The 13,914-nt window shown below is 31.3% G+C and carries 12 protein-coding genes; 9 read left to right on the top strand and 3 right to left on the bottom strand.

All coding sequences use genetic code 11. The features are described from left to right. Nucleotides 1-33 precede the first annotated feature (33 nt). The 6 genes from ACY3JM_RS00620 to ACY3JM_RS00595 all read left to right on the top strand — a co-directional run bounded on the left by ACY3JM_RS00620 (nucleotide 34) and on the right by ACY3JM_RS00595 (nucleotide 6,642). Nucleotides 34-669: a TetR/AcrR family transcriptional regulator gene (locus tag ACY3JM_RS00620; RefSeq protein WP_463082869.1), complete on the top strand. Its 636-nt coding sequence runs from the start codon at nucleotides 34-36 to the stop codon at nucleotides 667-669. A gap of 77 nt (nucleotides 670-746) precedes the next feature. Then, nucleotides 747-1,445, top strand: a complete 699-nt coding sequence (locus ACY3JM_RS00615) for an ABC transporter ATP-binding protein (protein WP_463082868.1) — start codon at nucleotides 747-749, stop codon at nucleotides 1,443-1,445. Continuing rightward, nucleotides 1,445-3,661, top strand: coding sequence for an ABC transporter permease (locus ACY3JM_RS00610; protein ID WP_463111437.1), 2,217 nt, complete (start codon nucleotides 1,445-1,447; stop codon nucleotides 3,659-3,661). Before ACY3JM_RS00615 ends, ACY3JM_RS00610 begins: the two co-directional genes overlap by 1 nt. Before the next feature lie 78 nt (nucleotides 3,662-3,739). Then, on the top strand, nucleotides 3,740-4,180 hold the full coding sequence (locus ACY3JM_RS00605) for a hypothetical protein (RefSeq protein ID WP_463082866.1): 441 nt from the start codon (nucleotides 3,740-3,742) through the stop codon (nucleotides 4,178-4,180). Nucleotides 4,181-4,199: 19 nt separating this feature from the next. Beyond that, nucleotides 4,200-5,861 carry a glycoside hydrolase family 44 protein gene (locus ACY3JM_RS00600; RefSeq protein ID WP_463111436.1) on the top strand — a complete coding sequence of 554 codons (1,662 nt, stop codon included), beginning with the start codon at nucleotides 4,200-4,202 and terminating at the stop codon, nucleotides 5,859-5,861. A gap of 52 nt (nucleotides 5,862-5,913) precedes the next feature. Next, nucleotides 5,914-6,642, top strand: a complete 729-nt coding sequence (locus tag ACY3JM_RS00595) for a pseudouridine synthase (protein ID WP_463111812.1) — start codon at nucleotides 5,914-5,916, stop codon at nucleotides 6,640-6,642. An 8-nt stretch (nucleotides 6,643-6,650) separates the two neighbouring features. On the opposite strand, the gene ACY3JM_RS00590 is transcribed toward ACY3JM_RS00595, so the two are convergent. From ACY3JM_RS00590 to ACY3JM_RS00580, 3 genes are read right to left on the bottom strand one after another with little or no spacing between them, the layout of a single operon-like run. Continuing rightward, nucleotides 6,651-7,448 (bottom strand): alpha/beta hydrolase, encoded by a 798-nt coding sequence (locus tag ACY3JM_RS00590; RefSeq protein ID WP_463082863.1) that lies wholly within the window; start codon nucleotides 7,446-7,448, stop codon nucleotides 6,651-6,653. Nucleotides 7,449-7,492: 44 nt separating this feature from the next. Then, nucleotides 7,493-8,998 carry a GH39 family glycosyl hydrolase gene (locus tag ACY3JM_RS00585; protein WP_463111435.1) on the bottom strand — a complete coding sequence of 502 codons (1,506 nt, stop codon included), beginning with the start codon at nucleotides 8,996-8,998 and terminating at the stop codon, nucleotides 7,493-7,495. A gap of 35 nt (nucleotides 8,999-9,033) precedes the next feature. After that, nucleotides 9,034-10,545: a glycoside hydrolase family 43 protein gene (locus ACY3JM_RS00580; protein ID WP_463111434.1), complete on the bottom strand. Its 1,512-nt coding sequence runs from the start codon at nucleotides 10,543-10,545 to the stop codon at nucleotides 9,034-9,036. A 202-nt stretch (nucleotides 10,546-10,747) separates the two neighbouring features. Between ACY3JM_RS00580 and ACY3JM_RS00575 the strand changes: the two genes are divergently transcribed. From ACY3JM_RS00575 to ACY3JM_RS00565, 3 genes are read left to right on the top strand one after another with little or no spacing between them, the layout of a single operon-like run. Next, entirely contained in the window at nucleotides 10,748-11,680 is a 933-nt protein-coding gene (locus ACY3JM_RS00575) for an ABC transporter ATP-binding protein (RefSeq protein ID WP_463111433.1), read from the top strand. Further along, nucleotides 11,677-12,843, top strand: a complete 1,167-nt coding sequence (locus tag ACY3JM_RS00570) for an ABC transporter permease (protein ID WP_463111432.1) — start codon at nucleotides 11,677-11,679, stop codon at nucleotides 12,841-12,843. The genes ACY3JM_RS00575 and ACY3JM_RS00570 overlap by 4 nt, the downstream gene beginning before the upstream one ends. Next, nucleotides 12,840-13,910: an ABC transporter permease gene (locus ACY3JM_RS00565; protein ID WP_463082858.1), complete on the top strand. Its 1,071-nt coding sequence runs from the start codon at nucleotides 12,840-12,842 to the stop codon at nucleotides 13,908-13,910. Before ACY3JM_RS00570 ends, ACY3JM_RS00565 begins: the two co-directional genes overlap by 4 nt. Nucleotides 13,911-13,914: the final 4 nt, after the last annotated feature.

The raw sequence follows: 13,914 nt of genomic DNA, 5'->3' as shown, positions 1-13,914 counted from the left end.
TTTGGGTAGTTTTAAAAATAGGGAGAAAAGGTAGTGCCAAGGAAGACCTTTTTTAATTTGCCTGAAGAAAAAAGAAAGAAAATAACAGACACGCTTATAAAATATTTTGCCACAAGGCCTTATAGTAAGGTAGATATTGAAGATGTATCAAGAGAATGTAAAGTGGCAAAAGGAAGTATGTATCTATATTTTGAGAATAAAAAAGATATGTATTTTTATGTTATAGAAGAGTCAGCAAAAAAGATATTAGAAGTTGCAGGCAGATATGATTTTGAAAAGATTAGTCTTTTTGAATATGTGGAAAAATCTTTTGAAGATACATGGAAGTTTATTAAAGAACATCCTTATGAATACATGCTTCTTGAAAAAACTGCTTTTTATGATGATTCACCCTACAAAGAAGAAATACAAGAATTTTTAAAAACTAAAACTAAATCTTTTCTTTACGAATTGATTGTAAAAAATCAAAAAGTTGGATTGATTAGAGAGGATATTTCTCCTGAATTAATTTTAATTTTTATTGAGTCTTCATCATGGGGGTTAAAAAGATTTTTTATTGAGATGGCTAAATTGCAGGGATTAAATGTATATGATCTTCCAAAGGACTATGTTAAAAAAACAGAAAATGATTACCTTAAACTTTTAAAAGAGGGGATAGAGAAAAAATGAAATTATCTTGACAAATTATGACTGATTAGTCATAATTGTATTGAAAGGATGTAAGGATATTTTTAGGGGAGGTTTTTATGTTTATTCAAGTAGAAAATGTTTCTAAGGTCTATCAAGTGGGAAAGTTTAAAGTAAATGCTCTTAAGAACATTAATATGTCATTAGAAAGAGGTAAGTTTTGTGTAATACTTGGTCCTTCGGGATCTGGAAAAACTACCTTTTTAAACATAATTGGAGGAATAGACAGACCTGACGAAGGAAAAGTAATAGTGGATGGGGAAGAGATAACAGGATATGACGATAAAGCTTTAACAAATTATAGAAGAAGAAAACTGGGTTTTGTTTTTCAATTCTATAATCTTGTAAATTCTCTTACTGTTTATGAGAATGTACTCTCTACTAAGTATCTTTCTGAAGATGGATTGGATCCCAAAGAAGTCTTAGAAGTGGTAGGAATGTGGGAACATAGAGATAAGTACCCTTTTGAAATATCAGGGGGAGAACAACAAAGGGTTGCTATAGCAAGGGCAGTAGTAAAAAATCCAGCAATTATTTTGTGTGATGAGCCAACTGGAGCTCTTGATTTTGAAAATGCAAAGAAAGTTTTGAGGCTTTTGGAAGATATTAATAGAAAGTATGGAACTACCATCATTATAGCTACACATAATACTGCTATATCTCAAATGTCTCACAAAATTATTAAATTAAGAAGTGGAGAACTTACTGAATTTGTTGATAATGCCACTCCTCTCTCTGCTGAGGAGGTGGTTTGGTAATGCTCAATAAAATACCATTAAGGATAATGTGGAGAGATAAATCCCATTTTATAGGAATAATTCTTTTAGTTTTTCTTGCCTCTTTTGTCTACAATATTTTTAGCGTAACTATGACAAATGTGGACATCAATTACAAAAATTTTGTTGAGAAATACAAACAGGAAAATTTTCATTTTATTACCTTTTTCCCTATTGATATAGAAGAGATTGAGAAAAAGTATAATGTGGAGATAGAGGAAAAATTTAATTTTGATTATAATTATGATGATAAAACCATTAGATTTTTCAATATTACTGAGAAGGTAAATAATCCATTAATATTGGAAGGTAAAATACCAAGTTTAGGAGAAGTAGCTATTGATCCCAATTTTTCTCAAAATAACAATTTGAAGATTGGAGATACTATAAATATAAATGGAATACCCTTTAAGATTTCTGGATATGTGGCTCTCCCTGATTATATCTATATTACAAAAAATGAAACTGATATTTTACCAGACCCGTCTCATTTTGGTGTTGGAATAATGAATATGGAAGATATGAAAAAATTTATTTCCAGTGTAGCTTATAGATATTACATGGTAAGAGGTAAGGTCAATGATATAGATTCTTTCAAGGCAGATATAAATTCAAAATATAATTTGATTTCTTTTCAAGAAAAAGACGAGAATTGGAGAATTATTGTTACTGAAAAAAAAGTAGAAAGTGGAAAACCTCTTTCATATGTTATGGCGTTTACTATTCTTTTAATCTCCTCTTTACTTCTTTTTATTGTTTTGAGAAGAATAATTAATTCTATGCATAGGGAGATAGGAACTCTTTATGCTCTTGGATATACCAAGGGTGAGATTACAAGGATATATATTATGTTTCCTTTTTATATTTGGCTTTTTGGTGCTATTCCAGGTGGAATTTTAGGCTATATATATTCTGATAGTTTTATAAATTTATATGTATCTTTCATTAGTGTACCAATTGTGGAAAAGATATTTCCTGTAAAAGATCTTTTTGTGGGTATATTTTTGCCAATAGTTTTTATGGGGTTTTCTGGATTCTTTGCTATAAGAGATCTATTAAGGAAAAAAGTAGTTGAGATAATAAAAGGAGAAGCAGAAAAGGCATTTAAAGTAAAGTTTCGTATAGGTTTTTTAGATAAATTATCTTTTAAGCTTAGAATAATGATAAAGCATGCTCTTCTTCATCCTTCGAGAGAGATTGTAATTATTTTGGGTGTTGCTTTTTCTGCTTTGATATTAATGTATGGTATTACTGCTGGATCAGCTCTTTCAAACCTTGTTTATGATACATTTCAAAATACTTTCAGATATAACTATATGTATGTTTTTAATTTCTATCAGAAAGATCATAGATATCCTAATTCTGAAAGATTCAATATGTTATCCTTTTATAAGGAAGGGACAAAAACGAGGATTACAATTTACGGAATAGAGAAGAAATCCCAACTAATTGTGTTAAGAGATAACAAAAGAAATAGGGTAGATTTAGAAGGGTTTGTTATATCACAAGCCCTTGCTGATAAGCTAAATTTAAAAGAAGGTGACATGTTAAAGGTAATAAATACAATTGATGGGAAGAGATATTCTCTTAAGATTTCAAAAATAGTAGATCTTTTTGTAGGAAATACTGGTTATATGAATCTTGAAGAATTTAATAAAACCTTTGGATTAGAAGATGGAGCTTTTATTGGGTTATATTCCATTGATAAATTAAATATCCCTGAGGAAGAATTAATTGTATCCATGAGCAAATCAGATTTGATGAAAGCCTTTGAGGATTCTACTGAAAGTGTGAACCAGATATTGCAAATGATGTACATTGTGTCTTTCTTTATGGCCTTTATTATTATCTATATACTTTCTTCTCTTATTATTACTGAGAATAGAAAGACATTAAGTATATTTAAGATACTTGGTTTTAGAGATGGAGAATTAAGTACCATGTTTTTAGGATTTAATAATATTTCTTTTCTTTTTGGATTTTTAATAGGTATTCCTTTATATAGTTCATTCATCAAGTATATTGTTAATGTTGCTTTAAGGGATCTTGACTTCTCATTGAAGATGTATGCAGGATTTAAGGATATATGGCTAACTTTTATTATTCTTTTTGGCGCTTTTATACTATCTAAATATTTAAGTAGAAGAAGAATAGGAAAGATTTCACCAGCAATTGTAATAAAGGAACAGACAGAATAATATTTAGAGGACTTCATTTCTGTATGATATAATAAATAGCACTAAATATATGTCTCATGTAATTTGGGAGGTGTTATAGTGAGAAGATTAATCTTATTTGTTTCAACTCTAATTTTCTTGTTTTCAGTGACTTATGCAGGAAATTTTGGGGTAGGTATAATTGCTGGTGAGCCAACAGGAATCTCTTTGAGACTTTGGCAAGATAAGGTAAATGCTTTTGATTTTGGCATTGCTTGGAGTATAGATGCCAATATATTGCATATCTCAGCCGATTATGTAACCCATAATTTTGGAATATTTAAACCCACATCGGGCTCTATGCCTTTTTATTATGGTATAGGATTAAGAATACTTGCAAAGGATAATACAAATTTTGGGGTGAGAGTTCCCTTAGGAATAGTTTTTATGCCAAAAGGAACAACCTTGGATTTCTTTTTTGAGATAGTCCCAACCCTTAATCTTGTGCCTGCTACTAATTTAGATGTAGATGGAGCAATAGGATTTAGATATTATTTCTAGCTAAGGAGAAGGATAAACTATGGAATATTTAAAAATAATACTTCTTGTTGTTATTCTTCTTTTTATTGCAGGTTGTACAAAACAATCATCTACCAATGACGGTACTGTTATGCCAACAGGAAATTTTGAGTGTAATATTACAATAGATCCTTATCAGGATAGGACTGAAATAAGTCCTTACATATATGGGGTAAATCAGGATATAGAAGGGGTCAAAACTACAGCAAGAAGGATAGGAGGGAATAGGCTAACAGGGTATAATTGGGAGAATAATGCTTCTAATGCAGGGTCAGACTGGTATCATAGTAGTGATTATTACTTACCATGGCATATGGGGATTCCTCAAAGTGACTATAATAAGCCTGCCATAGTACTTACTAAGTTTCATGATAAGTCCTTAGAGATGGGAGCAATAAGCCTTATTACTCTTCAGATGGCAGGATATGTAGCAAAAGATGCTAATGGTTCTGTATCAGAAGAGGAGACAGCACCATCTTCAAGGTGGGCTGAGGTGAAATTTAGAAAGGGATCTAATCTTTCTTTAAATCCTGATACTAATGATAATTTTGTTTATATAGATGAGCTTCTAAATTTTCTTATAACAAAATATGGAAATTCAGATTCCCAAACAGGTATAAAAGGATATCTTTTGGACAATGAACCAGATCTTTGGAATAGCACTCATCCAAGGATTCATCCCCAAAAAGTAACATGTAATGAGCTTATTACAAAATCAATTGAGCTTGCAAAGGTAATAAAAGAAATGGATCCAAAGGCTCTGGTTTTTGGTTATGAATCTTATGGCTTTATGGGATTTTATAGTTTACAAGATGCGCCAGATTGGAATAACGTAAAAGGTAATCATAAGTGGTTTATAAGCTATTATCTGCAGAAAATGAGAGAGGCTTCTGAGCAGTTTGGAAAGAGACTTCTTGATGTTTTGTCTATTCATTGGTATCCCGAGGCAAGATCTTCTTCTGGAGTTAGAATATGTTTCGATGGGGAAGGGGCAGAAGATAAAGATATATGTATAGCAAGGATGCAAGCTCCAAGAACTCTCTGGGATCCAACCTATAAAACTTCTGTGAAAGGGCAGATAACTTCTGGTGAGAATAGCTGGATTAATCAATGGTTTCCAGAATTTTTGCCTCTCATTCCAAGAATAAAGGAGGATATAGATACTTATTTCCCAGGAACAAAGCTTGCTATTACAGAATTTGATTATGGTGGAAAAGATCATATATCAGGGGGAATTGCTCTCGTAGATGTACTTGGCATTTTTGGAAAATATGGGGTTTATCTTGCTACAAGATGGGCAGAGAGTGGTTCCTATGCTGCTTCAGCCTATAACATCTATCTAAACTATGATGGTAAAGGCTCAAAGTATGGGGATATATGTGTAAAAGCAGACTCATCAGATGTGGAGAAGATGCCTGTATATGCCTCTATACACAAAGATGATCAAAATAAGTTGCATATTATTTTGATAAATAGAACGTGGGATGAGGAAGGAATTGCTAAGATAAAGATTCACGGGGACTATACTTATACATCTTGCACCATTTATGGATTTGATTATAGGTCTCCTGAAATTAAGAAAATAGATACTATTAGTAATATTGAGAATAACTATTTTGAATTAAAAGTGCCTCAATTAACCGTTTATCATCTTGTATTTTAAAAATTTAGGGGAAGAAAGTTTATTCTTTCTTCCCCTTTGAGGAGAAAAGATGATGAGACTTGATAGATTTCTTGTAAATCAAGGTTTTGGAAGTAGAAAGGAAGTACAAAAACTTATAAAATCAGGAGTTGTTAAGGTAAATGAAGAGGTTATAGACGACCCTTCATATCATATTGATCCCAATAAGGATATAGTGAATATTGATGGTGAAGAAATAGAGTATAAAGAAAATTTTTATTTTATGCTTAATAAACCAAAGGGATACATTACTGCAACTTATGATGAAAAATACCCAACAGTCATGGATTTATTTTTTTCTGAACCAATGATTGATAAACTATTTCCTATAGGAAGGCTTGATATTGATACAGAAGGACTTCTTATAATAACTTCAGATGGACAACTGGCTCATAGAATTACCCATCCTAAGTGGAATATAGAAAAAGAATACTTTGTAATTGTTGATGGTGATGTATCAGATATTGATTTTTCAAGATATGAAAAGGAAGGAATATATTTAAAAAAGGAGAAGTATAAAACAAAACCTTTCAAAGTGGAAGTTTTAAAAACCTCCCCAGAAGAGTCAGAAATAGTTATTACTATAACAGAAGGGAAATATCACATAATAAAAAATATAATGTCTGAGTTAAAACATGAAGTTTTATATTTAAAAAGGGTAAGAATAGGACCTTTGAGACTTGACGAAGATCTTGCCCCTGGTGAATACAGAGAGCTAACAAAAGAAGAGATAGATATGATAAAAAGGTCTGTAAAAATGTAAATTAATTTTTAAAAATTATTATTAATCCATTCTAAAGCCTTGAATATGTATTTATTCCAGAATTGCCAGTCATGGGTACCATCATCTTCCACATAGGTTACATCTATTCCTTCTTGTTTTAATGAGTTATATAGATCTCTGTTTTCTTGAATAAGAAAATCGTCTTTTCCGCATGCCATATATATTTTGGGAATACTTTCTCCTTTTTCTTTTAACCTTTTAGCAAGAGCTGTTATATCTTTATCACTACCAATTAAGGAATTTAAATCTCCAAATACGTGTCTATAGTATTTATAACTTGCAATGCCATTATTATAATCGGGAGTGATGCCTGATATCTTGTTAATTATAAGGGCTGAGGATAGAGCAATTATTCCTCCAAAAACATTATTGTAAACAAGGCCATTTCTCAATGCTCCATATCCTCCCATGGATAATCCTCCAATAAAAGTTTTTTCTCTTTTTTCCGGTATAGGAAATATATTTCTTGTAAATTCGATTAGTTCTTCGCCTATAAATCTACTGTAATAAGCTTCTCTATCCTCATCATCTAAATAAAAACTATTCTCCCCAGATGGCATAAATATTGCTACATTGTAACGTAAAGATAATTCTACTATTTGGGCTCCATATAACCAATCCATATGATTTCCTGCATATCCATGCAAGAGATATATTGTCTTCATTGAATCAATATCTGTGTTTTTGGAAAAGCTTCTATCAAATCTATCTACAGGTAATACAGCCATTAGTGTTGTACTTCTTTTAAGCATCTTTGAATAAAAATTAATTTCCATGATGGCCATTATAAGACTCCTCCTTCGAATTTATACATTAATATATAAGGATATTAGTATCCCGGAATCTTGCTATCATCAAGTCCTATGTATGTAGGTGTTTCATCTTTAATTTTTGACAATTCATACAATGCTACTGCGTTTTTACCAAGTTTTATATTGAATGTTATGTATTCATTGTTTGCTTTCATTCGCCATGTGGTAATGTAGGGTTGAGCTACTTCTTTCAAGGTTTTTATTTGCTCCTTTGATGGAAATCTTGGTCTACCCATATCGATCCATGTCTTCCATGGATTACCATGATTCTCATCTATTAATTTTTGCTTTATAAATACATCTTCGAATTCTACTGGTATTTCGAGCTTATATTCTCTTTCTTGTTCTGCATCTTTGCTCATAACCTCATTCCATGCAACAATAGCAATAGATCCATCTTCTCTTTGAGTTACTAAAATATGTTCATCTCTATACAATATCTTTTTGCCCATTGCATTGAAAAATGTAAACATATGGAATACAGGTTTCGGGATGTTATTAAATGCCACTAACCCAAAGCCACCATGAAAAATTGATCTTGGCACATCTGCCTCTTCAAAGACATCACTAAATGTCCAGTAAGAGAAGGAATCTACATAATCCCCGCCCTCACTTAAAACCCTTGCAAGGTATGCAGCATTAAAGGGAGTGTCATGTATAGGGCATAAAGGATTATAAGAGCTATTGTATTCGGTTATGTGGATGGGTAAATTAGGGAAAGGTGAATTTTTTACTTGATTTCTTACCTCTCTAAATTCCCTTATCATGTAATCAATAGGATTTACATCATGATAAGCAAAGTGTGGCGTATATTCAGGTGTTTTTGCTGTGTATGAATGTCTGGTTACAAAGTCTACAGGTACGTTATTTTTATAACAAAAATTTAGAAAGTCATCTATCCAATGTTCTCCTCCTCCACAAATAGCGGGTCCACCAACTTTTATGTTTTCATCTACCTCTTTTATAGCTTTTACTGTGACCTCGTATAATTTAAAATACTCAGCTTGATTGGCATCTTTCCAGAATCCACTTAAATTGGGTTCGTTCCATATTTCAAAGGGCCACTGTTCTACCTCTTTTTCTCCATATCTTTCAATAAAATGTTTAACTACTGCTTTAATGAGTTTTTCCCATTTATTATAATCACTGGGAGGAGTAACATTTCCTCTCCAATAGAATATAGTTTGTGTACCAGAAGCAAGTTTTGATGGCATGAAGCCTATTTCTACAAAAGGACGTATACCAAGTTCTAAAAATGTATCGTAAATTCTATCAATATATGTAAAGTTGTAAAAAGGTTGAACGGTATTTCCAACTATGTCTTCACGGTATATTCCTACATCATCATGAAGGAGTCCGTGGGCTCTTAAATATTTAAATCCAATATGCTGTTGTACATAAGTTAGAGCATCAATATATTCTTTTTGAAGAGCAAGACCTATTCGACCACTACCAACACAAAATTTCCAATTGTCAGGAAAAGTTCCTATTTGTTTGTCTTTTTCAATTTTGATATGAGTCATTATTTATTAACCTCCAATATTTATAAATTTTCTTTTTACTTTACAAATCTCCATGTATCCATATCAAATAAATTAACTGCTTTTTCACCTTTAAAAACAAAATATAAGTCGTGAGTACCTGTTATGTTGTTGATATCTGCTTCCACTTTAATCCATTTTGATGAATCATTGTTCTGTGGGGTAATCTCTATAACAGAAATTGGTTTACTATCTATAGAATCTAATCTAATTTCTATATAACTTTTCCCATTGATATTGGAAACCACGGCTTCAAATTTCTTCGGTGGTATATTTCCAAAATCAACTTTTGATAGGGCGATCCAATCCCCATTATCTATATCTGTTAAACACATATTGTTGCTTGCATTTTCTTTCTTTGTAGAGATTCCTGCACACCATGCGAACGTTTCTGCTTCAACAGTTTTATAAGGATCAAAGGGTTTTATTTGAGATACTCCCTTGTAATCTGCTATAACTTCTTTAATCTTTCCGTTTTCAATTTTTACTTCATTTATATGAGGTGATCTATAACCTTTTGCAACTCCCATGTCTAACGCAAGAGTCTGAGCATGATATGCGATATACCATTTACCTTTAAATTCAAAAAGTTGATGATGATTATTACCACCAACAATAAAGAAGTATCCTGGATTTTTCAATATTACTCCTTGGTATTCCCAGGGTCCCATAGGGTTTTTACTTGTCATGTATACTATAGCTCCTGTGGGAGGGCTTCCTGCAGGTTTTGGTCCAGCGTAAAAATTTGTACAATAGGAGTAGTAATATAGACCATTTATTTTATTAATTCCTGAGGCTTCAAACATAAAGGGAGCTGGTATTACTTTTGCCTCTCCTATAACGCTTATCATGTCATTGCCAAGCTGCATAACTCTTGCTGTGTTAGGCATTTCTTCTTTTCCTTTTGGAACTCCCCCACCAAAATAAATATATGCTTTTCCATCATCATCTACAAGTACAGCAGGATCAAATAACCATACAACTCCCACTACTCCGGGAGTATACCAAGAAATAAGAGCCTTTCCAAGAGGATCTGTCCAAGGACCAATTGGTGATTCTGATGTCAAGACACCAATACCACTGGCATTGTTTGAAAAATAAAGGAAAAATTTATCTTTACCATTTATTTTTTTACATACTACTGCAGGAGCCCAAGAATTCATTGCCCATTTAGCAATGCCATTAGATCCGGCTACCTCAATTTCACCATGATCAGTCCAATTGGCAAGATCTTCTGATGATATAACGCTTATCTTGTTAATTTTACTATATGAGTTTTCTTTTACATTACCATTAATATCATATTCTAAAATGTCATTAGTAAGATATATGTACACTCTATCGTTATATACAAGAACAGCTGGATCTGCACCAAATTTGTGGGATATTAATGGATTCCCATTAGTCGGTTTTTTACCAATAGGTTTTTTAGGTATAACTATAATATCCGCACTAAGCGTAGCGCTTGTTTCTGCCTTTAATGGAATTAATAATAAAAGGAAGATAATAATAAAAACGATTGTATACATAGTACTAAAAAACCTTTTTATATTACCTTTAGTGACGAACATTTTAACCATCCCTTTTTATAAATATTTAGTAGAAATTTTAATATAATTGGTAGACATAAGTCAATATATTGTTTTTTAACATTTTAACCATCATATCAATTTCCCTTTTTATGTATAACTTTAATTGACTTTCTTTTGAGTTTATCCTACTATATATTTTATGAATAGCCATAAATTTCTTGTAGAAGTCGAAGATCTAAGAAAATATTATGGTAATGTTAAAGCGGTAGATGGTGTAAGCTTTAAGATAAAACAAGGGTCTATTTTTACTCTTTTGGGGCCTAATGGTGCGGGAAAGACAACAACACTTGAAATAATTGAAGGTTTAAGAACCCCAGATAGTGGCAAGATTACTATATTTGGAAGACAAGTTGATAGAATTGGGAGAGAAGAGAAAGAGTTAATAGGTGTTTCTTTACAGGAGACTAATCTTATTTCTCATCTTACTGTAAGGGAAACTCTTTCTATGTTTAGAAGTTTTTATAAGCGCGGACTAAAGGTAGATGATGTACTTGACTTTGTTAATTTAAAAGAAAAAGAGAAAAGTTATGTGGAGAAACTTTCGGGTGGTCAAAGACAAAGACTTGCTATAGGACTTGCTATTATTAATGATCCTCTTCTTTTATTTTTGGATGAACCAACAACTGGCCTTGATCCTCAAGCAAGAAGAAGTGTATGGGATCTTCTTTTGGATCTAAAGAAGAAAGGTAAAACTATAGTTCTTACAACACATTATATGGAAGAAGCAGAATTTTTAGCTGATTGGGTATGTATTATGGATCATGGAAAAATAATAGCAGAGGGTACTCCAGAAGATCTAATAAGAAGTATAGGAGGGGAAAGTGTGATTGAAGTAGATATAGAAGAAAATCATAGCTTTTTAGAAGATTTAAATAATATGGGATTGAATTATGTATTTAATTCTAAGAATAAGCGTCTTGTGATTAAGACAAACAATGTTTTAGAGGCTATCGAGAACCTTTTAAAGATAGCTAAAGGAAAAGGTATAAAGGTTAGAAATGAGACTATAAGACAGCCAAATTTAGAGGATGTATTTTTAACATTAACAGGAAGACAGCTTAGAGAAGAATGATGATTATTAAAAATTCAACCTATTTTTTTAAATCTGCTATAAGGGAAAAAGCTTATATTTTTTGGTGTATCGCATTTCCAGCAATCTTAATGATGATTCTTATAACTATTTTTTCATCTTTATATGAAGTAAAGAGGGTTAATTTTGATATTTATTTGGTAAAAAATGAATCAGGAGATTTTTCAAATATTATTTACAATGTATTTGAAGATCTAAGTAAAGGAGAAGAAAAGATATTTAATTTAAAAATTTTTAAAAATATTAGTATTGGAGAAAAACTACTTGAAGATTTGAAAAAGGGTAAGACAAAACTTATAGTAGAAATTCCCGAAGGATTTGATTCTCTTGTACTTTCTAATATCACTATGAGAATGTTTGGAGCTGATGTAAATCCAGTACCAATTAAAGTTTATACCTTGAGGCATAGTCTTTCTTCTCAAGCTGCAAGTATGGTTGTAAGAAGTATTATAGATAGAATGAATTTAGAATTTGTAAAAAGGATGACAAATGTCAATGAATATAAGGTGAAAAGCAAAATATTAGGTAGCAAAAAGGGATTTTCATATGTTGATTTCATATTTCCAGGAATTGTTATAATTGCTATATTTTTTACAGGAATGTTTGGAATTGGGCAAGAACTTTCCTGGTATAGGGAAGGTAAAATATTAAAAAGATTTCAGTTAACCCCTATTTCACCTCTTAATTTTTTCCTATCTTATTTTCTCTCTCGCTTTTATTTTTTTATTCTTCAGATTTTGGTTCTCTCCTTTGTGGGAAAGGTGATTTATAAAAGTTCTGTTAATCCTTTCTCTTTCTATTTTATTTTTTATGTATTTCTTACCATGTTTACCATTTCTACCTTTGGATTTTTTATATCAGCGGTAGCTAAAAACACCAATTCAGCTAATGTGATAGGGCAGATTCTTAATTTTCCATTACAATTTCTTGGTGGAATTTACTTTCCTGTGAATGATGTGCCGTGGTTTGTAAAGTGGATTGTTATTATTAATCCTATCACGTATTTGGCAGCGGGTATAAGGGATACGCTTGGTATTATGCCTTCACCATATCCTATATATTTAACTATTTTGATTCCTTTAGTTTACTTTTTAATCTTTTTGCTGATATCTATTAAAAAATATAGAAATATGGAATTAACATGAGAGTATTTATTAATATTGCATTTTATAGAATAAAAAGTTTTTATAGAGATACCTTTACCTTTCTCTTTACCATTATACTTCCTCTTATCTTTGTCATAATATTTGGCTTTGTTTTTGGTGAAAGTGCTACAGGTACTAACGAATATGGTATTTCTTTAGGAATTATTAAAGATAATAGTGATCTTGTTCAAGTATTAAAAGAGTTAGGAGATATGAAAGTTGTATTAGTAGATAATGAGGAAGAATTAAGGAATCAGGTATTAGGAGGGTATATAGATGGGGGAGTAATATTTGACAGAAATGAATTTAATTTATTAATTAACTTTTCAAGTTTTCAGCAGAAACCATTCTTAAGGACTCTTGGAGAAAATCTTGCTAATGTTTATGCACTCCATGAGATAGGCAAGGGAAGGGGAATTGTTAAAGTTGAAGAAGAATTTATTGATCCTGGAAAGGTTCGTGTAACAAGCTTAGGATATAGCATTCCTGGTGTTTTAAGTTTTTCTATTTCAGGATCTATATTTACTATGATTGCTCTTTTTGGATATTATAGGAAAAGGAAGGTATTAAAAAGATTTGCAGTAACTCCAATAAGTCCTTTATCATTTGTATCAGGTATGGTCTTTGCTAACGTTATTTTAAGTATTTTATCATGTATACTTGTTCTTTTGGTAGCCCAAATCATTTTTAATCTTAACTTTTCAATCAATTGGGGTCTCTTTTTATTGTCTTTATTCTCTTCAATTCTTGGTATGATGGTATTAGGTATTATACTTTCTGCTTTATTTAAAGAGCCACAAACTGCAAATAATGTAGGGAACTTACTTGTAAATATAATGCTTTTCTTTTCAGGTGTGTATTTTCCTCTTGATTTTCTACCTAATTATCTGAAGATTTTAGCTCGTTTTTTGCCCCTTTATTATGTAGGTAAAGCTTTAAGAATATCTGTAGGTGTTGAAGAAGGAGATTTAAGTTTTATATATACTTTATCTACTATAATGGTTTTGATTTTTGTCTTTCTTATCTCCATTTTTGGAAGAAAAATTTTGTCTTTGGAAGAAGATTAATTTT

It is taken from the genome of Dictyoglomus sp. SSW (assembly GCF_055181335.1).
Note: the sequence above shows the minus strand (reverse complement) of the source record. Positions and strands in the feature narration are given on the sequence as shown.

Bases quoted from the DNA above. Each gene is read 5' to 3' on its own strand.
- ACY3JM_RS00615 (WP_463082868.1), top strand. From the start codon at position 747: ATGTTTATTCAAGTAGAAAATGTTTCTAAGGTCTATCAAGTGGGAAAG.
- ACY3JM_RS00610 (WP_463111437.1), top strand. From the start codon at position 1,445: ATGCTCAATAAAATACCATTAAGGATAATGTGGAGAGATAAATCCCAT.
- ACY3JM_RS00600 (WP_463111436.1), top strand. From the start codon at position 4,200: ATGGAATATTTAAAAATAATACTTCTTGTTGTTATTCTTCTTTTTATT.
- ACY3JM_RS00595 (WP_463111812.1), top strand. From the start codon at position 5,914: ATGAGACTTGATAGATTTCTTGTAAATCAAGGTTTTGGAAGTAGAAAG.
- ACY3JM_RS00590 (WP_463082863.1), bottom strand. From the start codon at position 7,448: ATGGCCATCATGGAAATTAATTTTTATTCAAAGATGCTTAAAAGAAGT.
- ACY3JM_RS00585 (WP_463111435.1), bottom strand. From the start codon at position 8,998: ATGACTCATATCAAAATTGAAAAAGACAAACAAATAGGAACTTTTCCT.
- ACY3JM_RS00580 (WP_463111434.1), bottom strand. From the start codon at position 10,545: ATGTATACAATCGTTTTTATTATTATCTTCCTTTTATTATTAATTCCA.
- ACY3JM_RS00575 (WP_463111433.1), top strand. From the start codon at position 10,748: ATGAATAGCCATAAATTTCTTGTAGAAGTCGAAGATCTAAGAAAATAT.
- ACY3JM_RS00570 (WP_463111432.1), top strand. From the start codon at position 11,677: ATGATGATTATTAAAAATTCAACCTATTTTTTTAAATCTGCTATAAGG.
- ACY3JM_RS00565 (WP_463082858.1), top strand. From the start codon at position 12,840: ATGAGAGTATTTATTAATATTGCATTTTATAGAATAAAAAGTTTTTAT.